We start from the raw sequence: 21,216 nt of genomic DNA, 5'->3' as shown, positions 1-21,216 counted from the left end.
CCTGATCAGTTGTATGTGCACGGAATTTTTCACAGGAGACTCCCATGAAATCGCTTAGCCTTGCTTCTGCCTGCCTGATCGCCCTGCTCTCCCTGCCTGCCCACGCCGCCGACACGGTGCCGCTCAAGAAATCCGATGGCGTGCTGGTCGACGGCAAGGGCATGACCGTCTACACCTTCGACAAGGACACCGCCAACAGCGGCAAGAGCGCCTGCACGGACCGCTGCGCCGCGAACTGGCCGCCGGTGCCTGCCGGCGACGCCGCGGTTGCCGCCCCTTACTCGGCCGTCACGCGCGACGACGGCAGCAAGCAGCTGGCCTACAAGGGCAAGCCGCTGTACACCTTCGTGAAGGACAAGAAGCCGGGCGACAAGACCGGCGACAAGGTCATGAACGCATGGCACGTGGTCGGTGACTGAACGGTAAGCCGCGCTGCGCATCCCCGGAGCGCGGCTCGCCGTTCACAAAAAACGACATCCATGCGCCTCACGGCCAGGAATGTTCACAAAGTTGAACAAGAAGTAAGATTTCCACATAGAATTTCCTGGATGCCCATGACAGCAACCAGGACCTCCCGTGACCAATGAAGAATTCGGCTGGCTCGTCGCCCGCCTCGACACCCAGGCGGCGAATGCGCCGCGCGCCTTCCGCCTCAAGGTGCTCTTCATCAGCGTGGCGGCCTACGTCGCCCTGTTCCTCGCCCTGCTCGCCATCCTGCTGCTGTTTTCCTGGGCCGTCGTGCATGCGCGTACGCACGGCCCCAGCCGCATCGCCTTCGCCGCCTGCGCGCTGGGGCTGGTGACGCTGCCCGTGTTCTGGGTCACGCTGCGCACGATGCTGATGCGCCTGCCGCCGCCCGAAGGCCGGGAAATCGCGCGCCGCGAGGCGCCCGTGCTGTTCGACCTGCTCGACAAGATGCGCGCCAAATTCGACGGCCCGCCCATCCACCACGTGCTGATCGACCGCGACTACAACGCCTGCATCGCCCAGCGCCCGCGCTGGGGCCTGGTCGGGCCCAGCGTCAACTACCTGGTGGTGGGACTGCCGTTCATGTTCGGCCAGAGCACGTCGGAGATGCTGGCGATCGTCGCCCACGAATATGGCCACATCTGCGGCGCCCACGGCCGCACCGGCGCCTGGATCTACCGCCAGCGCCTGCTGTTCGCCGAGGTGCTGGCGCGCGTCGAGAGCACGGTCGAGGCCTCGTTCGCGCACATGCTGATGGCCAGGGCGCTGCACGCCTTCTTCCCCTACTTCAGCGCCTATACCTTCGTGCTGTCGCGCCAGAACGAATACGAGGCCGACCAGGCATCCGTCCGGATGGCGGGCGCGCCGGCCGCCGCTTCGAGCCTGATCCGCAGCAGCCTGCTGGGCGACTGGTTCCACCGCGATTTCTGGAGCACGCTGTACCGCCAGGCCGATACGCGCGAGCGTCCCGCCTTCCTGCCCTACAAGGCGATGGGGACGGCCTTCCGCATGAGCCACGACGAGTGGGCGAGCGGCGATTGCCTGCAGGCCGCCTGGCGGCGCGATTCGAACGCCGACGACACCCACCCCTGCCTGCGCGACCGCGTCGAGGCGTTGGGCCAGCCGGCCGCCGTGCCGCAACCGGTGCAGCGCAGCGCCGCCGCCACCCTGCTGGGCGCCTTCGGCGAGCAACTGGCCGAGGAATTCGATGCGGCCTGGTGGAAGGAACAGGCGTCCGCCTGGGGAGAGCGCCACCGCCACGCGACGCGTTCGCTGGCGCGCCTGCGCGAACTGAACGGCGCCGCGCTGGCCGTGCTGCCCCTGCACGAATTGCAGGAGATGGCGCTGCTGAAAGCGGAATTCGAGACGCCGCAGGCCGCCAAACCCGTGCTGGAACACCTGCTGCGCCAGCCGGGCGGGCCGTTCCCGCGCGCGTCCTATGTCTACGGCCGCATCCTGCTGGGCGAACAGCGCCGCGAAGGCCTCGCGCACCTGGAGACGGCCGCGCGCAGCGACCGCCACCTGGTGGACGACGCGCTGCGCGCCGGCTTCGCCTGGCTGCATGCGCGCGAGGGTGAACCCGTCGCGCTGCAGTGGGTCGACGCCGTGCTGGAGGCGCGCCCGGCCTAGCGGCTCGAACACGAAGCCGTAGGGTGGGCACCACGTGCCCACCACGCACTTGCGTCAGCCCGGCGCCCGGTGGGCACATGGTGCCCACCCTACGGCACGCACGCCCATTGAAACACGCTATCAGCGCGTCACGACCTTCAGCTGGTCGACGTCGAGCGTCGATTCGCCCACCAGTTCCTTGTCGAACTCGCCCACCAGCTCGACGGTCGTGTTCTGGTCGACCTTGGCGCCCTGCGGGAAGTGTTCGTCGTCGATCTCGACCGTCATGCGGCCGCTGGCGTCCGCGAACTCGTACTTGTCCCCGCCCTTGTGGCTGAGCAGCTTGCCTTGCAGGCGCACCTGCTGGTCATCCTTGCCCTTGGCCAGCAAGTCCTTGGCTGTCATCAAGGGCACGTTCGACGGGCCCGCGTAACCCGTGGGTGCAGTCGCGGCGGCGGCCGGCGCGGCCTTGGTCGACGGTCCCACGTAGCCGGTGGATTGGGCATGGGCAAAAGCAGCGGCGGCGCACAGGCTGGCGATGGCGGTGAGGGATGCGATGCGTTTCATGATGAGTCCTTTCTCGATGTAAGGCCGTCGTGGACGGCTGGCATGGGTGCATTACACGATCCGGACATTAAGTCGATCTTAAGGTGCGGGATCAGGTGCGGGCTCAGGTGCGGGCTCAGGTGCGGAATCCGGCGCTGCCGCGGCCGGGAAATCGAGCGTCACGCCCAGGCCGCGTCCATCCAGGCCGGGACCGAAACCCAGGGCGATGCCATGCAGGTCGGCGATGCGCTTCACGATCGACAAGCCTAGCCCGCTGCCCTCCCTGCCCTGCCCCAGCACGCGGAAGAAGCGTTCCGTCAGGCGCTGGCGCGTGGCCGCGTCGACGCCGGCGCCGTCATCCTGCACGGCGATGCGCACGCGGCCGTCGATGCGCACGGCGATCACCGCGATCCGGCACCCGTCCGGGCAATAGCGCAGCGCATTGTCGACCAGGTTGCGCAGCGCGATCTCCAGCAGGGCCGGATCGGCATCCACCGCGTCCACCTCGCAGCGGACCGTCACATGCATGCCCCGCTCTGCCGCCGCGTGCTCATGGTCGGCGCGCAGGCGTTCCAGCAGCGGCAGCAAGGCCACGGGCTGCGGGCGCACGTGCTCGCGCGCCAGCGGATCGAGGCGCGCCAGCGTCAGCAGGCTGTCGACCAGCGCCGTCATGCGCGCCGTGTCCTGGCGCAGCTTGCGCAGCGGCTGCACCAGCTCCGGATGCTGGCGCTGCAGCAGCTGCACGTGCATGTGCAGCCCGGCCAGCGGCGTGCGCAATTCGTGCGCGGCATCGGCCGTGAAGCGGCGCTCGGCCTGCAGCGCGCCGTCCAGCCGTCCCAGCACGCCGTTCAGCGCCTTCACGATGGGCAGGATCTCGCGCGCCTGGCCGCTCGTGGGCACCAGCGCCAGGTCGTCCGGCGTCTTGGCGGCAATGGCGGCGGCGGTGCGGCGCAGGGGTTGCAGCACGCGCCCCGCCAGCAGCCAACACACGAGCGCCAGCAGCACCAGCATGCCCAGCACGGGCAGCCACAGCGACTCGGCCAGTTCTTCCAGGATGTCGTAGCGCTCGTCGTAGCGCTGGCCGACCTGCACCTCGGCGCGGCGGGCGGCATCGCGCACGACGAACACGCGCCAGCGCTCGCCGTCGATCGTGGGATCGGCGAAGCCGTGGTCGTCGTCGAAGCCGGACACGAAGGGGGCGGAAACGAAGGGCCGCGCGGGCGCGTCGCCGGTGCGGCGCAGCACGCGGCCGTCGACGACGACCTGGTAGTGCATGTCGACCTTGCGCGTTTTCCCGTCACTGTGCCGTCCGGGCTGCAGCCGGGCCAGCAGGCCGCGTTCGTCCCAGTCGGTGGTGGCGGCCATGATCATGCCGCCCGCCTCCTCGAGCGCGTCGTCGAAGACTTCATTGGTTTCCTGCCAGGAGATCGCCGTGACGATGCCCAGGCTGGCCAGCCACAGCACGATGCTGGCCGAGACGATGGCGGTCAGCAGCCGGCGCCGCAGCGACCAGGGTGGCGCTTCAGCCGTCATGATCCTTCAGCCGGTAGCCGAGGCCGCGCACGGTGACGATGCTGTCGCTGCCGAACTTGCGGCGCAGGTTGTGGATGTGGACTTCGATGGCATTGCTCTCCACTTCCTCGCCCCAGCCGTACAGCGTTTCCTCGATCTGGGCGCGGGTCGAGATGCCGCCCCCGCGCAGCAGGAGGGCGTACAGCACGTGGTACTCGCGCGCCGTCAACGCCACCGGCTTGCCGTCCAGCGTGGCCTGCTTGGTGTCGATATGGAGGGCGATGCCGCCGTGCGCCAGGGTATTGCTGGGCTGGTCGGCGCCGCGGCGCGCGGCCGCGCGGATCCGCGCCGACATCTCTTCCAGCTCGAACGGCTTGACCAGGTAGTCGTCGGCGCCGAGGTCCAGGCCTTCGACCCGGTCGGCCAGCGCATTGAAGGCCGTGATCAGGATGACGGGCACGCGGTTGCCGCGCGCGCGCAGCGCCGCCAGCAGCGCGTCGCCGGACAGGCCCGGCAGGCCGCGGTCGAGCAGCACGCAATCGTAGCGGTGCGCCAGCAGCGCCGTCTCGGCCGAGTCGCCGCGCTGCACCCAGTCCACCGCGTGCTGGTCCAGGCGCAGCCAGTCGAGGATCGTCTCGCCGAGCGACAGGTCGTCTTCGACCAGCAGGATGCGCATCAGACTTTCTTGAGCGCGCTGCCCTTGTGCGCGGCCTCGGCGCCCGTCTTGTCGCTGACGACCAGGTATTCCGGATGGTCGGCGGATGCCGCCACCTCGTGGCCCTTGATGGCCGTGTGCGACGTCAGCTTCTTCTTCACCGTGCCGCGCACCGTGCCCTGGGAGGAATGCCATTCCACCTTGTCGCCCGCCTTGAATTCGCTCGTCATGCTGCCTCCTATGGATGAGATGATCGGATGAGCGATTTCAACATAGTTCGGCGGCGCTTCCCGCACGTTTGAAAACAGCAACGCCGGCCCGGCTGCCCCCATGTTGTCACACGCCAGTAACACAGCCGCTTGTATGATGGGAGGAAACATCGGACAGGTATATGTATAACAGCACACAACGGCTCCTGATCCTCGACGCGGACGGCACCACCATCGACGCGTTTTCAGCCATCGAGACCGCCTTCGCCCGCCACGGCCTCGTCATCGGCGACGAGGCGCGCTTCCAGAAGCGGCACAACCTCCTGAAATACCTGGGCGGACTGAAGGAATTCCCCTCGATCATCCGCAAGAACCTGCGCAAGAACAGCCGCACGCGGCTGGTCGAGAGCCTCACCAGCGTGTACCGCGAGGAAGCTACGTTGTACGAAGGGATCCCGGCGCTGATCCGCGAACTGATCGCCGCCCCCGACATCGTCGTCGGCATGGTCACCCGCAACATCACCAACGAGCCGCTGGAAACGCTGCGCCAGCTGTTCCTGCGCCACGACATCGACATCAACGAACTGGACTTCCTCGTCCACATCCCGCTCAGCGAAAAGAAAACGGCGCAGTTCCGCGCCATCCGCGAGCAGTTCGGCATCAACCCCGCCCGCGCCTATATCTGCGGCGACGAGCACAAGGACTTCACGGCCGCCGTCAACACGGGCATGCACCCGTTCATGGTGTCGTACGGCTTCGAGGACCACGACCGCCTGACGGCCAAGTTCGACGTGCCGGCGGAGGTGATCTCGCGCACGTCGACGGAATTGTGCGCGCGCGTGCGCCACGCGCTCGACCTGGCCGGGGACGCTAGCGGAAGCCGTACCAGAACAGCAGCACGCTGACGGCCCCGAAGATCCAGTAGTCGATCGGCGCGCCCAGCGCCCAGCGCTTGTGCCAGGGCACGTGCTCGCGCTTGAAGCGGCGCCACCCGAAGGCCGGGTTGATGAGGAACCAGAGGAAGTCCTCGACGATCCAGAACACCATCACGGACGCCATCACGCGCGCTTCCAGCTGCAGCGACCACGCGCCCATGAAGAACAGGGGGAAGTGGGAGAATACGCCGATGAAGGAAAACATCCACAGGTGGTAACCGGTCAGCGCGCGGCCGCCCCAGAAGATATCGAGCAGCACGTGCTCCTCGATGCGCCAGGTCGGCAGGTTGGCGGCCCAGCCGGCCTCCCCTTCGATCTCGACCTCGACGCGCGCGAACAGGTAGGCGGCCGCCAGCACGGCCAGCAGCGTCGACGCGAGCCGGCCGGCGGAAGATAGTTCAAACGTGGACATCGTCGCTTTCGTGTTGGTTCAGCACCGTCTCCAGCACGTGCAGGGCGGCGTGCGGGCGTCCCAGGGCGCGTGCGCTGGCGCGCATCGCCTCCAGCCGGGCCGGGTGGGCGATCAGGTAGCGGATACGGTATTCGAGGGTCTGCAGGTCGAAGGCCTTCAGCGCGGCGCCGTGCTCCAGCAGGAAGTTGGCGTTGTGCTCCTCCTGGCCGGGGATCGGCGCGTTGACGATCATCGGCAGGCCCATCGCCAGGCATTCGGCCGTGGTGGCGCCGCCCGGCTTGGTGATGGCGACGTCGGCGCAGGCCATCAGGCGCTCGACCTGGTCGGTGAAGCCCAGCGCCGCCAGCCGGCCCGGGTGGCGCACGGCCAGGCGCTGCAGCGCCGCCAGCTCCTCTTCGTTGCGGCCGGCCAGGACGATCAGCTGGAAGTTGCCGGGAATGGCCAGCAGGCGCTGCGCCACGGCCGACAGGCCGCCGAGGCCCGCCCCGCCGCCCATCAGCAGCAGCGTCGTCAGCGCCGGGTCGAGGCCCAGCGCGCGGGCGCATTCGGCCCGCGACGGTGCGCGCGCGAACGCCGGCATGATCGGGATGCCGGTGACGTGGACGAGGTGGGCGGGAATGCCGGCGTCGCGCATGCGGAACGCCACTTCGTCGTTGGCGGCGAAGTAGCCGGCGACGTGCGGATGGATCCACATGCGGTGCAGGTCGAAGTCCGTCACCTGCACGTAGACGGGGCAGGACAGCGCACCCGCCGCGATCTGCTGCGACAGGATCTCGGCCGGCTGGAAATGGGTGCAGACGATGGCGCTGGGCGCCAGGGCGGCGATCTCGTGGACCAGCTTGCGGCTGTCGCGCCGCTCGATCCAGCGGCGCAGGCGGTTGACCCAGCCGTCGCGGCACGCGTCGTTGCTGAGGCGGTAGACATGGCTCCACAGGCCGGGCGCGCGCTTGACGAGCAGGATGTAGAGGTCGGTGTAGACCTTGCGCAGGCGCGCCGTGGCGAAGGCCATCGCGTCGAGGTGGATCGCGTCGGCGTCGCCGTAGACGATGGCGGCGCTGGCCCGGATCGCCTCGGCGGCGCGGGTATGCCCGGCGCCGGCGGGCACGCTCAGCAGGAGGATCCGTTTCCCGGCCATGCGCAGGTGGAGGTCGTTGCCGTTCATGGATCCCACTCTAGCCACCGAATGTGACCCGGCCATGACGGCCGGGCCGGACGCCGCGCCGGGCGCTCAGGTGTTGCGTCGGCGCCGGCGCGCCAGCGCGCCCATCAGGCCCATGCCGCCCAGGACCAGGGCGACGCTGCCCGGTTCCGGCACCTCCGCCGCGGCCAGGTCGATGTTGGTGTAGACGCCGTCGAACCCGTAGCTCAAGGCCAGGCTGCCGACGGCCAGTCCGCGCAGCAGCGCCTGGAAGTTGGCATCGTTCGACAGGTCGCCCTGGAAGCGCAGCACGGTGCCGGCCGCATCCCCGATGCCCGTCAGGGTCAGGCGCGCGCCGGCGGCGATGTCGCCCAGTGCGTCGAAGACCAGCGTGGTGCCGCCGAAGTCGATCGTGGAGTCGGCCCCGAGCACCAGGCTGGCAAAGGTCTGCTTGCGGTCGAACAGGCCGCCCACGTCGAGCGTGCCGCCCGCCAGCACGAGGGTGGCGGCCGGGTCGATGGCGCCGTCGCCCTGCAGGGCGAAGGTGCCGCTCGCGAGGACGATGCTGGCGAAATGGGAGATCGCGCCGTCGTAGGCGAAGGCATTGCCCTTGCCCGCATCGACCGTCATGGTGTTCCTGCCGCCGCTGCCGCCGTCGATGTCGCCGATGATGCGGGCGTTGCCGCCGTCGATGAACAGCGCATTGATGCCGCTGCCCATGCGGATCGCCTGGCCGCTGCTGCCACCGTCGATCAGGCCGGCATTGCGGATGACCGTGGCGTCGGCCTTCGTCAGGATCGCCGCGGTCGCGCGTCCGCCGCCCACGATGGCGGCGCCGGCGCGGTTGTCGACGGTGATGGTGAAGCCGCTGGCCTCGCCCGAACCGACGATGGCGGAATCGCTTGCCCCGCGGATGGTGCCGCCGGCTTGGTTGACGACGGTGGCATTCGCGTACAGGCCTTCGCGCAGTCCCCCGCTCAGGTCGTTGCCGGCCAGCGTGATACCGCGCCCCACCGCGTTCGTATTGCCGGCCGCAACCTGGCCTTCGATCAGGCCGGCATTCACGATGCGACCGCCGCCGGCCGAGATGCCCTCGCTGTAGGCCAGGCCGCTGGACGGGGCGCTGACCGCGTTCAGCGAGCGGATCGTGCCCGTGTTGACGATGTCGACGGTGCCGTCCACGTCGATGCCGTCGCCGTCGCCCGTGATGCCATTGCCGCTGATGGTGCCGTGGTTGACGACCGTGACGACCTGCCTGGCGTTGAAGCCGTCCACGTTGATGCCGCCGCCGTCGTTGCCGCGGATGATGCCGCCCGCGGCATTGCTCACGTCGAGCGTGAACGACGTGCCGGCCGTGGCCTGCTCGGCCGTGATGCCGTGGCGGCCGCCGTCGACCAGGCCGGTGGCGGCATTGGCGATGCGGATGCCCGAATTGGACTGGCCGTCGATGCCGTCGCTGCTGCCGGCCTTGGCCGTCGTCGAACGGATCGTACCGGCATTGTTCACCACGCCGTTGGCGCCCGGACGCACGGCGTCCGCCTCGCTGGCCGCCAGCAGGCCGCCGGCGTAGTTGTTGACCACATTGGCGCCGGTGACGACCGAGAAATCGACGGCCTGGGCCCCGCCGGCCGACGCATTCGCCGAGATCATCGCGCCGTAGTTGTTCAGCACGACGCTGGACCCCGGGACGTTCATCTGGACGACGTCGGCGTCGGCCGTGCGCATCGTCGCCGCCGCATTGGTAGCGCTGCCGTTGTTGATCGTCAGGTTCGTCACGCCCTTGTTGTCGCGGACCGCGCGGCCCGTGCCGGTCTGGGCGATCGTGCCCTGGTTGTCGAGCGTCGCGTTGTTGCCCGTGATCGCCACGGCCACCGCCGAGCCGCCGAGCATCAGGGATGCCCCCAGGGCGATGGAGCCCCGTTCTCCGCTTGCGCTGCCCAGCGTCTGCGCCGTCGTCACCGGCCCCGTGATGGTGAACGGGGTCGCATGGGCGGGAGCCGCGCCCCAGGCCAGTGCCAGGGACAGCAAGGTAGCGCCGGCCAGTTTGCGGTAGGCGAAGGAGAGCGAAGGAGCGGGCATGCGAAGTTCCGGGAAAAGATTGTGTTGTCAAATTTAAACTGCTTTTATGACAAGCAAATGACCCATCGAAAATTGCATCTTGGATACAACTATCCGCTTCCCATGCCGGCGCGCTCTGCTAGACTGCGCCGCTGTCCCAATCACCGGAGTCGTCATGCCTACCTTCGCCGCGCGCATCATGGCGCTCGCCCTTGCCGCCATTGCGCTGGCGCTGTGCATCCTCGCCTGGCAGTCGACGCGCCACGACGCCGTGCCCGACACGGGCAGCAGCTACCAGGCCGTGGCGCTGATGAACGGCCAGGTGTATTTCGGCCGCCTGGAGCCGGCGGCCTCGGGCTACCTGGCGTTGCGCGACGTGTTCTACGTGCAGACCCGGCAGAACCCGGACACGCGCGCCGTCGCCAACGTGCTCGTCAAGCGCGGCAGCGAGGCGCACGGGCCGGACCGCATGCTGCTCAACCGCCAGCAGGTGCTGCTGGTGGAACCGGTAGCCGCCGATTCGCAGATCGGCAAGCTGATCGCCGAGCAGCGCGGCAAGCCCTAGCAGGCGTCACGCCGGCGGCTCGTGTTCGGCGCCGCGGCGCCCCAGGCCCAGTCCCAGGCCGGCGCCCAGGCCGCTGCCTCCGCCATCGCCTCCGGCGCCACCGCCACCGCCGCCACCCCCGCCGCCCTTGCCGCCTTCGTTCCGGCCACGCGCGCCGCCGCCGCCGCCCTGCACGCGGGTCGGCCCCTGCAGCGGGATGGCGACGCCCGGCACCGGGCCCAGATCGAGCGCTTCGCGGATGAAGTCGCGCAGCGCGATCACCAGTTCGGCCGTGTGGATCGGGCGGCCGGCCGCCATGTCGGAGGCGGCTTGCGCGGCCATGCGGCATTGCGCCTCGGTGCCGAGCAGCAGGATGTCGGCCAGCGCGCCTTCGACCGCGTCGCGGATGCGGCGCGAGCGCTCCGAGCCCGCGCGTGCTTCCACGGCGCTCAGGTCTTCGGCCGCTTCCTGCCCCGTCGTGCGCAGGTCGCGCATATGGGTCGGGTCGACCGTCAGCTCGCCCGTGAACGAGCCGCCCAGCGTGCGGTAGGCCGCGATCAGCGTGCGCAGGCGCTCGTTGATCTGGCGGTTCATGCGCTCGCGGCGCTGCTGGATCGTCTGCATCATGAGCACGCGGATGCCCACGCCGATCAGCGTGAACAGCAGCAGCCCAAACAGCGTCGTCAGCGCGGCCTGCCAGGAACTGAAGTCGAAGCCGCGCATCAGCGCACGACCTGCAGCTTGACCTGCTTGCCCTGGCGGTAGGTGTACAGCGTGAGGGCGGCGTCGCGCAGGTCGCCGTGGGGATCGAAGGCGATGGTGCCCGTCACGCCCTGGTAGCGGATGGCGGCCAGCGCCGGGAGGAATGTTGCCGGGTCCACCGAGTTCGCCTTCTGCATGGCGGCCGCGAACACCATCGTCGCGTCGTAGGCGTACGGCGCATAGGTCTGCAGCGGGATCTTGTAGCGCTGGCGGTAGCGGTCGGCGAAGGCGTCGAGCGCGGGCTGCTCCTTGTCGGTGACGCCGCCCGCCACCACGCAGGTGACCTTGTCGTCGCCGAGCGCATCGCCGGCCAGCTCCGGCAGCTTTTCCGAACAGATGCCGTCGCCCGACACCATCTTCGCGGGGATGCCCAGCGCCTTCATCTGCTTGAGCATCGGGCCGGCCACGGCATCCATGCCGCCGTAGAAGATGACGTCGGGCTTCTTGGCGCGGATCTGCGTGAGGATCGCGTTGAAGTCGGTGGCCTTGTCGTTGGTGAACTGGCGGCTGACGATCTCGGCGCCCTTCATCCCCTTGACGCTTTTCGTGAACTCGTCGGCCAGGCCCTGGCCGAACGCGGTGCGGTCGTCGATGACGGCGATGCGCTTCGCCTTCAGGGTCTGGATCGCATACCTCGCCAGCGCGCTGCCGACCATATTGTCGTTGGCGACGACGCGGAAGGCCGTCTTGTAGCCCTGGCGCGTGTAGACGGGCGTCGTCGCGGCCGGGGAAATCTGCGGGATGCCGGCGCTGGAATAGATCTTCGAGGCCGGCACCGTGGGACCGGAATTCAGGTGGCCGACGACGGCAGCCACCTTCGCATCGACGAGCTTCTGCGCGACGCTCGTGCCCTGCTTCGGGTCGCTGGCATCGTCCTCGGCCTGCAGCACCCACTTGATTTGCTTGCCGCCGATGACGATGTGTTTCGCGTTCAGGTCGTCGATCGCCATGCGGGCGCCGTTCTCGATGTCCTTGCCCTGGTGGGCGCCGGGGCCGGACAGCGGAGAAGCGCTGCCGATCCTGACGACGGTCTGGGCGTTGGCGGACGGCGCGCAGGCCAGGACGAGCGCGGGCAGGAGTGCGGGTAGAACGACGGCAGACAAACGCATGGCGATCCTTCGTGTTATACGGATGGCATCGATTCTACCGGTCGGCCGCGGCGCATGGCGCCGCAGTCGCCGTGCGCAGCCATGCATAGCCGAGCAGCCCCGATCCCAGCGAGGCCGCCAGGATCGCCATCTTGGATGCATTGATGACGTGGGCATCGCCGGCGAAGGCGAGGTTCGTGATGAAGATCGACATCGTGAAGCCGATCCCGCCCAGGAAGCCCGCTCCCAGCAGGTGGCGCCAGTCCAGCCCCGCCGGCAGCCGGCAGGCGCCGACGGCCACCGCGAGCAGGCTCGTCAGGGTTATGCCCAGGGGCTTGCCCAGCATCAGGCCGGCGAGGATGCCCAGGCCGTTGGCAGACGCGAGATCCTCCTGCCAGCCGGGGCCGATGACGACGCCCGTATTGGCGAGCGCGAAGATCGGCAGGATCAGGAAGGCCACCGGCAGGTGCAGCGCGTGCTCGAGCCGGTGCGAGGGCGAGGCCGCGTCGTCGTGCCGCGCGGAGTACGGGATCGCGAACGCCAGCAGCACGCCGGCGATGGTCGCGTGCACGCCCGACTTCAGCATGAACAGCCACATCAGCGCGCCGCCCAGCAGGTAGGGCGCCAGCGCCGTCACGCGCATGACCCGGTTCAGCAAGCACAGCGCCGCGAACACCGCCAGCGCGGCGCCCAGCCAGCCCCATGCCAGCGACGACGTGTAGAACACGGCGATGACGACGATGGCACCCAGGTCGTCCATGACGGCCAGCGCGGTCAGGAACACCTTCAGCGACGCCGGCACGCGGCTGCCCAGCAAGGCCAGCACGCCCAGCGCGAACGCGATGTCGGTGGCCATCGGGATGCCCATGCCGGCCTGGGTCGGCGTGCCGCCGTTGAGCAGGAAGTGGAATGCGGCCGGCACGCCGATGCCGCCCGCGGCGGCCAGCATCGGCAGCAGCGCATTGCGCGCGTCGGACAGCTCGCCGTTATACAGTTCGCGCTTGAGTTCGAGGCCGATCAGCAGGAAGAAGATGGCCATCAGCGCATCGTTGACCCACAGCGCGATGCTCAGGCCCGCCACCTGCCGTTCCCAGGCCTGCAGCCAGGCCGCGCCGAACGGCGAATTCGCCGCCAGCAGTGCGACGACGGTGCAGGCGATGAGCAGGATGCCGCCGCTTTTCTCGGACTGGAAGAAGCGCTGGAAGGTGGTGGTCGTGGTGGCAGGGGTCGGGGTGGTATTGTGCATCGGGCATGGCTCCGCCGCGCGGCGGCCCGACCAGCGCATCTCCTGTCATACGGGATCGTATGAACACCCTCCCCCGAGTGTAGCGGATTGCCGGTGGCAGGACAATATCCGCTTGCCGGCCCGCGCACAGGCCGGCAGATGCCTTACTTGGACATCATCTCGCGCACACGGCGCCGGATCTCGCGTTCGCGCCGGTTCTCGGCCTTCCAGTCGTCGCGCATGGCACGCCACAGCGCTACCGTCATCAGGATGATGACGAAGGCGAACGGCAGCGCGAACACGATGGTCGCCGTCTGCACCGCCTTCAGGCCCCCGGCCAGCAGCAGGCTGATGGCGATGCCGGCGATCAGCACGCCCCATACGATCTTGATGCGCGTGGGCGGTTCCGGATTGCCGCGCGTGCTCATGATGCCCAGCACCAGCACGGCCGAGTCGCCGGAGGTCACGACGAATATCAACACCAGGAAGATGGCGACGACGGACATCACGCCGCCGAGCGGCAGCGCGTCGAACAGCGTGAACAGGGCCGTCGCCACGTCGGCGCGCACGGCATCGGCCAGCGGCACCTGCTGCCAGATCTGCATGAACAGCGCGCTGCCGCCGAAGATCGAGAACCACAGGAAGGCCGCCAGCGAGGGCGCCAGCACGGTGCCGAGTATGAACTCGCGGATCGTGCGGCCGCGCGAGACGCGCGCGATGAACAGGCCGACGAACGGCGACCACGAGATCCACCAGGCCCAGTAGAAGATGGTCCAGGTGCCGACCCAGCCGCTGCCGCTGAACGGCGCCGCGCGCAGGCTCATGCGGATGATCTCGCTCAGGTAGGAGCCCAGCGTGGTGGTGAAGGTGTCGATGATCGCCACCGTCGGGCCGAGCACGAACACGACCAGCGCGAGGATGGCCGCCAGGATCAGGTTGAAGTTCGACAGCAATTTCACGCCCTTGTCGACGCCGCTCACGGCGGACAGCAGGAACACGACGGTGGTGGCGGCGATGAGGCCGACCTGCCAGGGCGCGCTGATGGCGATGCCCAGCGTCTTGTGCAGGCCGCTGTTGATCTGCAGCGCGCCCACGCCCAGCGAGGCGGCGACGCCGAAGGCGGTGGCCACCACCGCCAGGCCGTCGAACACGCCGGACAGGGCGCGCACCGGACGCCACGGCAGCGACGACGTGGCGCTGCTGATCAGCGCGACCTCGCCGCGGCGGTAGTGGAAGAAGGCGATCGACAGCGCCACCACCCCGAACACGGCCCACGGATGCACGCCCCAGTGGAAGAACACGTAGCGCATGGCGGCGCCGGCGGAATCGGCCGTCCTGGGCGCCACGCCGGGTGGCGGATCGGCCCAGTGCGAGACGGGTTCGGCCACGCCGTAGAACACGAGGCCGATGCCCATGCCGGCCGCGAACAGCAGCGCGAACCAGCTGCCCATCGAGAACTCCGGCTCGTCGTCCTCTCCGCCCAGCTTCAGGTCGCCGTAGCGGCTGAACGCGACGAAAAAGGCGAAAATGACGAGACCCAGCACCAGCCACAGGTAGAACCAGCCGAAGTTGCGGGTGAAGGCGGCGAGCAGCACGTCGAATACGGCCGCCATGCTGGCCGGCGCGACGATGCCCCACAATACGATGAGCAGGATGAAACCTGCGGACAAGATGATTTGCATAGAGCTCCTTGAATACAGGCGCCGGCATGCGGAGGAACGACGATGAAGATGCGCAAGAAGGGCGACTTGCCCAGCAAGCCATGTGCCCGCTGCGGGCTGCCCTTCAGTTGGCGGAAAAAATGGGAGCGCGACTGGGAGAACGTGCGGTTCTGCTCCGAGCGCTGCCGGCGCGCCGCCAAAGGCGGCAGCGCCGGGTAATGCCGCTGCCGGTGGCAGGGATGATATTACTTTATTAACGCTTGACGAGCGAGAGGAATTCGCGGCGCAGCGCCGCATCCTCGCGGAACACGCCGCGCATGACGCTGTTGGCCATGGAGGCGTCCATGTCCTTCACGCCGCGCCACTGCATGCAGAAGTGGTCCGCTTCCATGAACAGCGCCAGGCCGTTCGGCGCCATGATCGCTTCCAGCGCGTCGGCCAGCTGGATCACCGCCTCTTCCTGGATCTGCGGACGGCTCATGATCCAGTTGGCGATGCGCGCGTACTTCGACAAGCCGATCAGCTCCGACTCGGCATTCGGCACGACGCCGATCCAGACCTTGCCGATGACGGGGCACAGGTGGTGCGAGCAGGCGCTGCGCACGGTGATCGGCCCCACCACCATCAGTTCATCGATGTTCGACACGTTCGGGAATTCCGTCACGGCCGGCATCGGCTCGTAGCGCCCGCCGAAGACTTCCTTGACGAACATCTTGGCCACGCGGCGGCTGGTGTCGCGCGAGTTGTGGTCGGCCGCGGTGTCGATGACGAGGCTTTCCAGCACGCCCTGCATCTTGCCGCTCACTTCGTCGACCAGTTCCTCGATCTCGCCGGGCGCAATGTGGGCCGAGATGTTGTCGTTGGCAAAATAACGGGTGCCGCTGGCCTGCAGGCGCGCGCGGATGCGCTGCGAGGCAGGGCTGACGGCGGGGCTGGCGGCAGCGGTGCTTCCGGCGTCGGCAAGGTTCTCCGGCTCGAAAGGAGGAATGAGGTCGTTCGGCATGAAATTCCTGAAATCTAGTCAATCGGATGCAGCGCGCCCATGTGGCGCGGGCGGCGACGCGGCGCGTCGCCTCGTGCATCGGTGCGGGACGGCCAGTCCCGGGATCGTGCGGACGGTCGCTGGGGACCGTCGATGAAGTACGGGATTATAGCCCGGTATTGTCCGGCGTAAATGTCGAGCCCCTCTTTCGGGAGCGGCAACCCCGGTTCAGTGTTGCACGGGCGGCCCGCGGCGCGCCGGCGGCAGCGGCAGGCCCTCAGCCCGCGCCAGCCGTTCCATCGCGCCTTCCAGCACCACGCGCGCCTGGGCCGCGGCCTGGCCCAGGTCCTGGTGCAGGCGCGCATCGGCCTCGTTGCGCGAGGCGCACTGGGCGCTGTAGCGTTCGAAGCTGCCCACCATCAGCAGCAGGTCGGCCAGGTGGCGCGGGCATTCGCAGGCGAGGCGGTTGCCGGCCGCCGTGATGCTGGCCAGGGCCTCGTCGTCGAAGCGGCGCGCCGGCGGCTCGGCCTGCGCCCTGGCGGCGGACTTGGCCACGAGGTGCGGCGACAGCGACTGCCCGGCCAGCGCCTGGCGGCACAGCGGCACCAGCTCGCCCATCTCGGCCGGCACCCGCGCCACGACCCTGCCGCGGGCGCGCAGCGCGCGGATGGTGGCGCTGGAACAGAAGCGGTACAGCACGACCACGGCGGCGGCGCCGACGGCGTCGCGCGCTTGCGCGATCATGGGCACGGCGCCCTCGTCCAGCTCCGGCAATTCGACCAGCAGCACGTCGGTGCCGCCGTGTTCCGCCTGTGCCTGGGCCTGTGTCGCCGGCTGGTCGAAGCGCGACCAGCTGGCCTGCACGTCGAGCAGCAGTGCATCGCCCGAGCTGGCAGCGATGCGGCGCGCCAGCCCAAGGCCGATGACGACCACGCCGATCGGGCCGGCCGGCAGGTCGTCCGCCCCGTCGCCGTTCGCCAGTTCGCGCAGGCGTTCGACGGGCAGGTGGGCCAGCTGCCCGATGGGATGGCCCTGGTCGACCAGTTGCTTGAGCAGGCCCAGGCGCTGTACCTGGGCCGCCGAATAGAGGCGCTGGCCGTGCGCGGAACGGCGCGTGTCGGACAGCTCGTAGCGGCGTTCCCACACGCGCAGGGTCTCGACCGAGAGGCCGGCCAGGCGCGCCGCGACACCGCTGCGGTAGGTGACGTCGCTATCGTCGTCGTGTTGGTTGGACATGATTGAACCGCCTATGAACCGTCAATTTCGTCATTATAGCGGGTCAGGGGCTGGTCAAAAGGTGTCGGAGGCAGAAATGCGACACCTGACCCGTCTTCCCTGCGAAGGCAGGGATCCAATTTTCACGCGTCGCTGCCGCGCAAACGACATTGGGTCCCCGCCTTCGCGGGGACGACGGTATCAATTTGGCGGGACTGTTACCAGAAAATCACCCGCTCTTCCGGCTTCAGATACATCTTGTCGCCCGGCTTCACGTCGAACGCCTCGTAATAGCCGGGATGGTTGCGCAGGCTGCCGTTGACCCGGAATTCGGACGGCGAGTGCGGGTCGGACTTCACCTGGGCGATCAGCGCCGCGTCGCGGGCCTTGCCGCGGCGCGCCTGGGCCAGGCCCATGAAGATGCGCTGCTCGGCCGTGAAGCCGTCGATCACCGGCGCCGGCTTGCCCTTGAGCGAGATGTGGTAAGCGCGGCTGGCCATGATGGCGCCGGCGTTGTCGGCGATGTTCTCGCCCAGCGTCAGCTCGCCGTTGAGCGTGTAGCCCGGCACCGGGCTGTAGGCGCCATATTGCGCGACCAGCACCTTGCCCTTGGCGGCGAATTTCTCGCCGTCTTCCCTCGTCCACCAGTTGCGCAGGTTGCCGTCGCCGTCGTACTGGGCGCCCTGGTCGTCGAAGGCATGGCTGATCTCGTGGCCGATCGAGATGCCCACCGCGCCGTAGTTGATGGCCGGCTCGGCGTTCGCGTCGTACAGCGGCGCCTGCAGGCGCGCGGCCGGGAACACGACTTCGTTCATCTCCGGGCTGTAGTAGGCGTTCACGGTCTGCGGCGTCATGTGCCATTCGCTGCGGTCGACCGGCTTGCCCAGCTTGTTCACGCCGTACTGGTGGGCGAATTCGCGCGCGCGCAGCACGTTGCCGGCCAGGTCGTCGCGCTTGATCGCGAGCGTGGAATAATCGCGCCACTTGTCCGGATAGCCGACCTTGACGGAGATCTTGGCCAGCTTGGCGTGGGCCGCCTTCTTGGTGTCCGGCGTCATCCAGTCCAGCGTGTCGATGCGCTCCTTGAACGCGAGCAGGAAGTTGTTCACCATGTCCTGCACCTGGGCGCGGCGCTCGGCCGGGAAGTAGTGCTGCACATAGACCTTGCCAACCACTTCGCCCAGGTCGCGGTTGATCTGGGCGATCGCCAGCTTCTCGGTGGCGCGGTTGACCTTGGCGCCCGTCAGCACGGTGCCGCGGAAGGCGAAACTCTCATCGACGAAGTCCTGGGACAGGTAGGGCGCGTAGGCGCTCAGCAGGCGCCAGGTGAAGTAGGACTTCCAGGTGGCGACGGGCGTGGCGGCGACGATCCCGTCGAAGGCCTGCAGGTAGGTCGGCTGGGCCACGTTCACGAACGGCGCCTTGCCGGCGATGCCCTGCTCCTGCATCCAGCCATCCCAGTCGAAGCCCGGCGCCAGCGCCTTCAGCTGCTCGACGGACAGCTTGTTGTAGGTCTTGACCGGATCGCGGTTCTGCACGGCGCTCCACTGCGCCCTGGCGATCTCCGTTTCCAGCGCCACGATGCGCGCGGCCTGGCCGGCGGGATCGGGCTGGCCGGCCAGCGCCAGCAGCTTTTCCACGTGCGCCTGGTACTTGGCGCGCGTGTCCATCAGCTTGGCGTCGCCGGACTGGAGGTAGTAGTCGCGGTTCGGCATGCCCAGGCCCGATTGCGCGATCTCGACGAGATAGGCCGTCGACTGCTTGCTGTCCTGGCCCACGCCCATGCGCAGCGGGCTGCCGGCGCCGATGCGCTCCGCGTGGGCGGCCAGCACGCCGAGCCCCCCCTTGTCCTTCAGCGCGGCGATGCGCGCCAGTTCCGGCGCCAGCGGCTTCGCGCCGAGCGCGTCGCGGCGTGCCTTGTCGACGTAGCTGGCGTAGTAGTCGCCCATCTTCTGGCTGTCCGACCCGGCCGCAGCCCCCTTGTCCTGGGCGGCTTGTTCGATGAGCGTGCGGATCTGGCCCTCGACGTTTTCCTGTGCAATGTTGAAGGCGCCCCAGCTCGAGCGGTCGTTGGGGATCTCGGTACTCTTGAGCCAGTTGCCTTGCGAGTAGCGGAAGAAGTCGTCCTGCGGACGGACGGCGGCATCGACGGCGGCCTTGTCCACGCCGGAGGCGGCGGACGGCACGCCATCCGCGGCGTGGGCATGCATGGCGAACGCGCCGGCGATCAGGGCGCTGCACAGGGTGCGTTTCATGAAGTCTCCATTATTTCGACGAGGCTGCATGCTAATTTAATCCTTTCCGAATTAAAAGTTTTCAAGCCAACATTCTGTATAGACAAGGTTGGATGGTCGCCACACGGCGGGCGGTATAATCCCGCGCTTTGCCGGAGCCTTCCATGTCCACCTTGCCGCCCTGCCCCCAATGCCAATCGGCCTATGCCTACGACGACGGCAGCGGCCTGCTCACCTGCCCGGAATGCGGCAACGAATGGCGGCCGTCCGCGCAGGCCGATGCGGCCGACGTCAAGGAATGGCGCGATGCCTCCGGCAACCTGCTGCAGGACGGCGATACCGTCACCGTCATCAAGGACTTGAAGCTCAAGGGCGGCAGCGGCACCGTCAAGCAGGGCACCAAGGTCAAGAACATCCGCCTCGTCGACGGCGACCACGACATCGACTGCAAGATCGACGGCTTCGGCGCGATGAGCCTGAAGTCGGAATTCGTGCGCAAGGCATAAGGCATCAGGCAAGACGACTGGAAAACGCGGCGGGCGGCCCCACCTATGGGGCCGTATGACATCCCTCGCCCGCCTCTCCGTCCTCTCGATCGCCCTCCTCGCGAGCGCCGCTTTCTCGACGCCTGCCCGCGCCGACGAGCTGGCCGACCTCGTCAACGCCTACCGCGCCGCGCCCGGCGATTGCAAGGGCGCCGCCCCGGCCCCTGCGCTGGCGGTCGAACCCGCCCTGTCCAACGTGCGCATCGGCGTGGGCACCTTCCTCGAATCGCGCCTGCGCCAGCTCGGCTACCGCGCGGAGCGGGCCGAGGCGATCGTCCTCACGGGCCCGCAGGATGCGCGCGCGGCGATGGACGTGCTGCGCCAGAAGTACTGCGGCCGGCTCCTCGATGATGGTTTCAGCGCGATCGGCACGGCGCACCTGGGCAACGGCTGGCAGGTCGTGCTGGCGCGTCCCGTCGTCATCCCCGACCTGCCGGAATGGCAGCAGGCCGGCCAGGAAATCCTGGCGCTCGTGAACGCCACCCGGGCACGGCCGCGCACCTGCGGCGACCGCGCGTTCGGACCGGCGGGGCCGCTCAGCTGGAACCCGCTACTGGGCCAGGCCGCCTTCGTGCACAGCGACGACATGGCGCAGCGCCACTACTTCAGCCACCAGCAGCCGGACGGCACCGTCCCGGCCGACCGCGCCACCCGCGCCGGCTACCGCTGGCGCGTCGTCGGCGAGAACATCGCCTCCGGCCAGCGCACGCCGGCCGAGGCCATGGCCGCCTGGCTCGACAGCCCGGGCCACTGCGCCAACATCATGAACCCGAAGTTCAGCGAGATGGGCGCCGCCTACGCGATCAATCCTGGCAACGACAACCGCACCGCCTACTGGACCCAGGTCTTCGGCGCGCCCCGTTGAGCCTTCATATACGTTCGCTATCAACACGATTGGCATAGACATATTGCGCGCAATGGAATTGCGCGCTATAGTTCAACCCATGGAAACGAACGCTGCACACGAAGCCCTGCTGCTGGACAACCAGCTGTGTTTTGCACTCCATTCGGCATCGCTGGCGATGACGAAGGTGTACAAGCCCCACCTGGACCGCCTGGGCGTGACCTATCCGCAATACCTGGCCCTGCTGGTGCTGTGGGAAGGCGACGGGATCACCGTGTCCGACATCGGCGAACGCCTGTTCCTCGATTCCGGCACGCTGACCCCGCTGCTGAAGCGGCTCGAGGCCCAGGGCCTGGTCGACCGCAGCCGCGATCCGCAGGACGAGCGCCGGGTCGTGATCCGGCTGACGGACGCGGGGCGCGCGCTGAAGCAGGAAGCCGCCGCCATTCCGGCGTGCATCCTGGGCGCCGCCGGCTGCAGCGTGGACGAGATCGTGAAGCTGGCCGAGGAAGTAAAGCTGCTGCGGCAGCGCCTGGCCAGCTCGCTGTAGAAGCATCGATGTATTTGTTTGAATT

At 68.4% G+C, this 21,216-nt stretch carries 22 protein-coding genes; 8 read left to right on the top strand and 14 right to left on the bottom strand.

The annotated features are described in order from the left end of the window. Positions 1–44 precede the first annotated feature (44 nt). Both ACI1V7_RS19300 and ACI1V7_RS19295 read left to right on the top strand, forming a co-directional pair. Positions 45–419 carry a COG4315 family predicted lipoprotein gene (locus tag ACI1V7_RS19300; protein WP_404533390.1) on the top strand — a complete coding sequence of 125 codons (375 nt, stop codon included), beginning with the start codon at positions 45–47 and terminating at the stop codon, positions 417–419. 157 nt (positions 420–576) lie between these two features. Continuing rightward, on the top strand, positions 577–2,097 hold the full coding sequence (locus ACI1V7_RS19295) for a M48 family metallopeptidase (protein ID WP_404533389.1): 1,521 nt from the start codon (positions 577–579) through the stop codon (positions 2,095–2,097). Positions 2,098–2,217: 120 nt separating this feature from the next. Here ACI1V7_RS19295 and ACI1V7_RS19290 read toward each other — a convergent pair whose 3' ends face one another. From ACI1V7_RS19290 to ACI1V7_RS19275, 4 genes are all read right to left on the bottom strand, one after another. Beyond that, a complete protein-coding gene (locus tag ACI1V7_RS19290) occupies positions 2,218–2,643 on the bottom strand; it encodes a YgiW/YdeI family stress tolerance OB fold protein (RefSeq protein ID WP_404533388.1) in 426 nt (141 codons plus the stop codon). A 78-nt stretch (positions 2,644–2,721) separates the two neighbouring features. Beyond that, entirely contained in the window at positions 2,722–4,155 is a 1,434-nt protein-coding gene (locus tag ACI1V7_RS19285) for an ATP-binding protein (RefSeq protein WP_404533387.1), read from the bottom strand. Continuing rightward, on the bottom strand, positions 4,145–4,810 hold the full coding sequence (locus ACI1V7_RS19280; RefSeq protein ID WP_404533386.1) for a response regulator: 666 nt from the start codon (positions 4,808–4,810) through the stop codon (positions 4,145–4,147). The genes ACI1V7_RS19285 and ACI1V7_RS19280 overlap by 11 nt, the downstream gene beginning before the upstream one ends. After that, on the bottom strand, positions 4,810–5,019 hold the full coding sequence (locus ACI1V7_RS19275; protein ID WP_404533384.1) for a hypervirulence associated TUDOR domain-containing protein: 210 nt from the start codon (positions 5,017–5,019) through the stop codon (positions 4,810–4,812). Before ACI1V7_RS19275 ends, ACI1V7_RS19280 begins: the two co-directional genes overlap by 1 nt. A 161-nt stretch (positions 5,020–5,180) precedes the next feature. On the opposite strand from ACI1V7_RS19275, the gene ACI1V7_RS19270 reads away from it, so the two are divergent. Continuing rightward, positions 5,181–5,903 (top strand): HAD family hydrolase, encoded by a 723-nt coding sequence (locus ACI1V7_RS19270; protein ID WP_404533383.1) that lies wholly within the window; start codon positions 5,181–5,183, stop codon positions 5,901–5,903. Here ACI1V7_RS19270 and ACI1V7_RS19265 read toward each other — a convergent pair. The 3 genes from ACI1V7_RS19265 to ACI1V7_RS19255 form a co-directional block, all read right to left on the bottom strand. Further along, positions 5,869–6,345, bottom strand: coding sequence for a hypothetical protein (locus ACI1V7_RS19265; protein ID WP_404533382.1), 477 nt, complete (start codon positions 6,343–6,345; stop codon positions 5,869–5,871). The genes ACI1V7_RS19270 and ACI1V7_RS19265 overlap by 35 nt on opposite strands. Continuing rightward, positions 6,332–7,480 carry an MGDG synthase family glycosyltransferase gene (locus tag ACI1V7_RS19260; RefSeq protein ID WP_425593027.1) on the bottom strand — a complete coding sequence of 383 codons (1,149 nt, stop codon included), beginning with the start codon at positions 7,478–7,480 and terminating at the stop codon, positions 6,332–6,334. The genes ACI1V7_RS19265 and ACI1V7_RS19260 overlap by 14 nt, the downstream gene beginning before the upstream one ends. 93 nt (positions 7,481–7,573) lie before the next feature. Continuing rightward, entirely contained in the window at positions 7,574–9,562 is a 1,989-nt protein-coding gene (locus ACI1V7_RS19255; protein ID WP_404533380.1) for a beta strand repeat-containing protein, read from the bottom strand. 154 nt (positions 9,563–9,716) lie between these two features. On the opposite strand from ACI1V7_RS19255, the gene ACI1V7_RS19250 reads away from it, so the two are divergent. Then, positions 9,717–10,106: a hypothetical protein gene (locus ACI1V7_RS19250; protein WP_404533379.1), complete on the top strand. Its 390-nt coding sequence runs from the start codon at positions 9,717–9,719 to the stop codon at positions 10,104–10,106. 6 nt (positions 10,107–10,112) lie between these two features. Here ACI1V7_RS19250 and ACI1V7_RS19245 read toward each other — a convergent pair whose 3' ends face one another. From ACI1V7_RS19245 to ACI1V7_RS19230, 4 genes are all read right to left on the bottom strand, one after another. Further along, entirely contained in the window at positions 10,113–10,808 is a 696-nt protein-coding gene (locus tag ACI1V7_RS19245) for a hypothetical protein (protein WP_404533378.1), read from the bottom strand. Next, on the bottom strand, positions 10,808–11,956 hold the full coding sequence (locus ACI1V7_RS19240; protein WP_404533377.1) for a branched-chain amino acid ABC transporter substrate-binding protein: 1,149 nt from the start codon (positions 11,954–11,956) through the stop codon (positions 10,808–10,810). Before ACI1V7_RS19240 ends, ACI1V7_RS19245 begins: the two co-directional genes overlap by 1 nt. 34 nt (positions 11,957–11,990) lie before the next feature. Beyond that, on the bottom strand, positions 11,991–13,181 hold the full coding sequence (nhaA, locus tag ACI1V7_RS19235) for a Na+/H+ antiporter NhaA (RefSeq protein ID WP_404533376.1): 1,191 nt from the start codon (positions 13,179–13,181) through the stop codon (positions 11,991–11,993). Between the two features lie 143 nt (positions 13,182–13,324). Beyond that, positions 13,325–14,842 carry a BCCT family transporter gene (locus ACI1V7_RS19230; protein WP_404533375.1) on the bottom strand — a complete coding sequence of 506 codons (1,518 nt, stop codon included), beginning with the start codon at positions 14,840–14,842 and terminating at the stop codon, positions 13,325–13,327. Between the two features lie 42 nt (positions 14,843–14,884). Here ACI1V7_RS19230 and ACI1V7_RS19225 point away from each other — a divergent pair, with 42 nt between their 5' ends. Then, positions 14,885–15,040, top strand: coding sequence for a DUF2256 domain-containing protein (locus ACI1V7_RS19225; RefSeq protein ID WP_404533374.1), 156 nt, complete (start codon positions 14,885–14,887; stop codon positions 15,038–15,040). Positions 15,041–15,074: 34 nt separating this feature from the next. Here ACI1V7_RS19225 and folE read toward each other — a convergent pair whose 3' ends face one another. The 3 genes from folE to ACI1V7_RS19210 form a co-directional block, all read right to left on the bottom strand. Continuing rightward, the gene (gene folE, locus ACI1V7_RS19220) at positions 15,075–15,824 is read right to left on the bottom strand and encodes a GTP cyclohydrolase I (RefSeq protein ID WP_404533373.1); all 750 of its coding nucleotides are present in this window, start codon (positions 15,822–15,824) and stop codon (positions 15,075–15,077) included. A 207-nt stretch (positions 15,825–16,031) separates the two neighbouring features. Next, positions 16,032–17,039, bottom strand: a complete 1,008-nt coding sequence (locus ACI1V7_RS19215) for a MerR family transcriptional regulator (RefSeq protein ID WP_404533372.1) — start codon at positions 17,037–17,039, stop codon at positions 16,032–16,034. 197 nt (positions 17,040–17,236) lie between these two features. Then, on the bottom strand, positions 17,237–19,273 hold the full coding sequence (locus tag ACI1V7_RS19210; RefSeq protein WP_404533371.1) for a M13 family metallopeptidase: 2,037 nt from the start codon (positions 19,271–19,273) through the stop codon (positions 17,237–17,239). Positions 19,274–19,416: 143 nt separating this feature from the next. Between ACI1V7_RS19210 and ACI1V7_RS19205 the strand changes: the two genes are divergently transcribed. The 3 genes from ACI1V7_RS19205 (at position 19,417) to ACI1V7_RS19195 (ending at position 21,191) form a co-directional block, all read left to right on the top strand. Beyond that, entirely contained in the window at positions 19,417–19,758 is a 342-nt protein-coding gene (locus ACI1V7_RS19205; RefSeq protein WP_404533370.1) for a zinc ribbon domain-containing protein YjdM, read from the top strand. Between the two features lie 55 nt (positions 19,759–19,813). Further along, positions 19,814–20,662 (top strand): CAP domain-containing protein, encoded by an 849-nt coding sequence (locus ACI1V7_RS19200; protein WP_404533369.1) that lies wholly within the window; start codon positions 19,814–19,816, stop codon positions 20,660–20,662. A 79-nt stretch (positions 20,663–20,741) separates the two neighbouring features. Next, complete coding sequence (locus tag ACI1V7_RS19195; protein ID WP_404533368.1) at positions 20,742–21,191, top strand: MarR family winged helix-turn-helix transcriptional regulator; 450 nt, start codon at positions 20,742–20,744, stop codon at positions 21,189–21,191. Positions 21,192–21,216 lie beyond the last annotated feature (25 nt).

Source organism: Massilia paldalensis (assembly GCF_044901715.1).
GTDB lineage: Bacteria > Pseudomonadota > Gammaproteobacteria > Burkholderiales > Burkholderiaceae_D > Telluria > Telluria paldalensis.
Note: the sequence above shows the minus strand (reverse complement) of the source record. Positions and strands in the feature narration are given on the sequence as shown.

What these genes read in the sequence shown, in the direction of transcription:
- ACI1V7_RS19265 (WP_404533382.1), bottom strand. Translation starts at nt 6,345, where the DNA reads ATGTCCACGTTTGAACTATCTTCCGCCGGCCGGCTCGCGTCGACGCTG.
- ACI1V7_RS19250 (WP_404533379.1), top strand. Translation starts at nt 9,717, where the DNA reads ATGCCTACCTTCGCCGCGCGCATCATGGCGCTCGCCCTTGCCGCCATT.
- ACI1V7_RS19240 (WP_404533377.1), bottom strand. Translation starts at nt 11,956, where the DNA reads ATGCGTTTGTCTGCCGTCGTTCTACCCGCACTCCTGCCCGCGCTCGTC.
- ACI1V7_RS19275 (WP_404533384.1), bottom strand. Translation starts at nt 5,019, where the DNA reads ATGACGAGCGAATTCAAGGCGGGCGACAAGGTGGAATGGCATTCCTCC.
- ACI1V7_RS19300 (WP_404533390.1), top strand. Translation starts at nt 45, where the DNA reads ATGAAATCGCTTAGCCTTGCTTCTGCCTGCCTGATCGCCCTGCTCTCC.
- ACI1V7_RS19260 (WP_425593027.1), bottom strand. Translation starts at nt 7,480, where the DNA reads ATGGCCGGGAAACGGATCCTCCTGCTGAGCGTGCCCGCCGGCGCCGGG.
- ACI1V7_RS19225 (WP_404533374.1), top strand. Translation starts at nt 14,885, where the DNA reads ATGAAGATGCGCAAGAAGGGCGACTTGCCCAGCAAGCCATGTGCCCGC.
- ACI1V7_RS19230 (WP_404533375.1), bottom strand. Translation starts at nt 14,842, where the DNA reads ATGCAAATCATCTTGTCCGCAGGTTTCATCCTGCTCATCGTATTGTGG.
- ACI1V7_RS19210 (WP_404533371.1), bottom strand. Translation starts at nt 19,273, where the DNA reads ATGAAACGCACCCTGTGCAGCGCCCTGATCGCCGGCGCGTTCGCCATG.
- ACI1V7_RS19270 (WP_404533383.1), top strand. Translation starts at nt 5,181, where the DNA reads ATGTATAACAGCACACAACGGCTCCTGATCCTCGACGCGGACGGCACC.
- folE (WP_404533373.1), bottom strand. Translation starts at nt 15,824, where the DNA reads ATGCCGAACGACCTCATTCCTCCTTTCGAGCCGGAGAACCTTGCCGAC.
- nhaA (WP_404533376.1), bottom strand. Translation starts at nt 13,181, where the DNA reads ATGCACAATACCACCCCGACCCCTGCCACCACGACCACCACCTTCCAG.
- ACI1V7_RS19290 (WP_404533388.1), bottom strand. Translation starts at nt 2,643, where the DNA reads ATGAAACGCATCGCATCCCTCACCGCCATCGCCAGCCTGTGCGCCGCC.
- ACI1V7_RS19285 (WP_404533387.1), bottom strand. Translation starts at nt 4,155, where the DNA reads ATGACGGCTGAAGCGCCACCCTGGTCGCTGCGGCGCCGGCTGCTGACC.
- ACI1V7_RS19200 (WP_404533369.1), top strand. Translation starts at nt 19,814, where the DNA reads ATGACATCCCTCGCCCGCCTCTCCGTCCTCTCGATCGCCCTCCTCGCG.
- ACI1V7_RS19195 (WP_404533368.1), top strand. Translation starts at nt 20,742, where the DNA reads ATGGAAACGAACGCTGCACACGAAGCCCTGCTGCTGGACAACCAGCTG.
- ACI1V7_RS19215 (WP_404533372.1), bottom strand. Translation starts at nt 17,039, where the DNA reads ATGTCCAACCAACACGACGACGATAGCGACGTCACCTACCGCAGCGGT.
- ACI1V7_RS19280 (WP_404533386.1), bottom strand. Translation starts at nt 4,810, where the DNA reads ATGCGCATCCTGCTGGTCGAAGACGACCTGTCGCTCGGCGAGACGATC.
- ACI1V7_RS19205 (WP_404533370.1), top strand. Translation starts at nt 19,417, where the DNA reads ATGTCCACCTTGCCGCCCTGCCCCCAATGCCAATCGGCCTATGCCTAC.
- ACI1V7_RS19255 (WP_404533380.1), bottom strand. Translation starts at nt 9,562, where the DNA reads ATGCCCGCTCCTTCGCTCTCCTTCGCCTACCGCAAACTGGCCGGCGCT.
- ACI1V7_RS19245 (WP_404533378.1), bottom strand. Translation starts at nt 10,808, where the DNA reads ATGCGCGGCTTCGACTTCAGTTCCTGGCAGGCCGCGCTGACGACGCTG.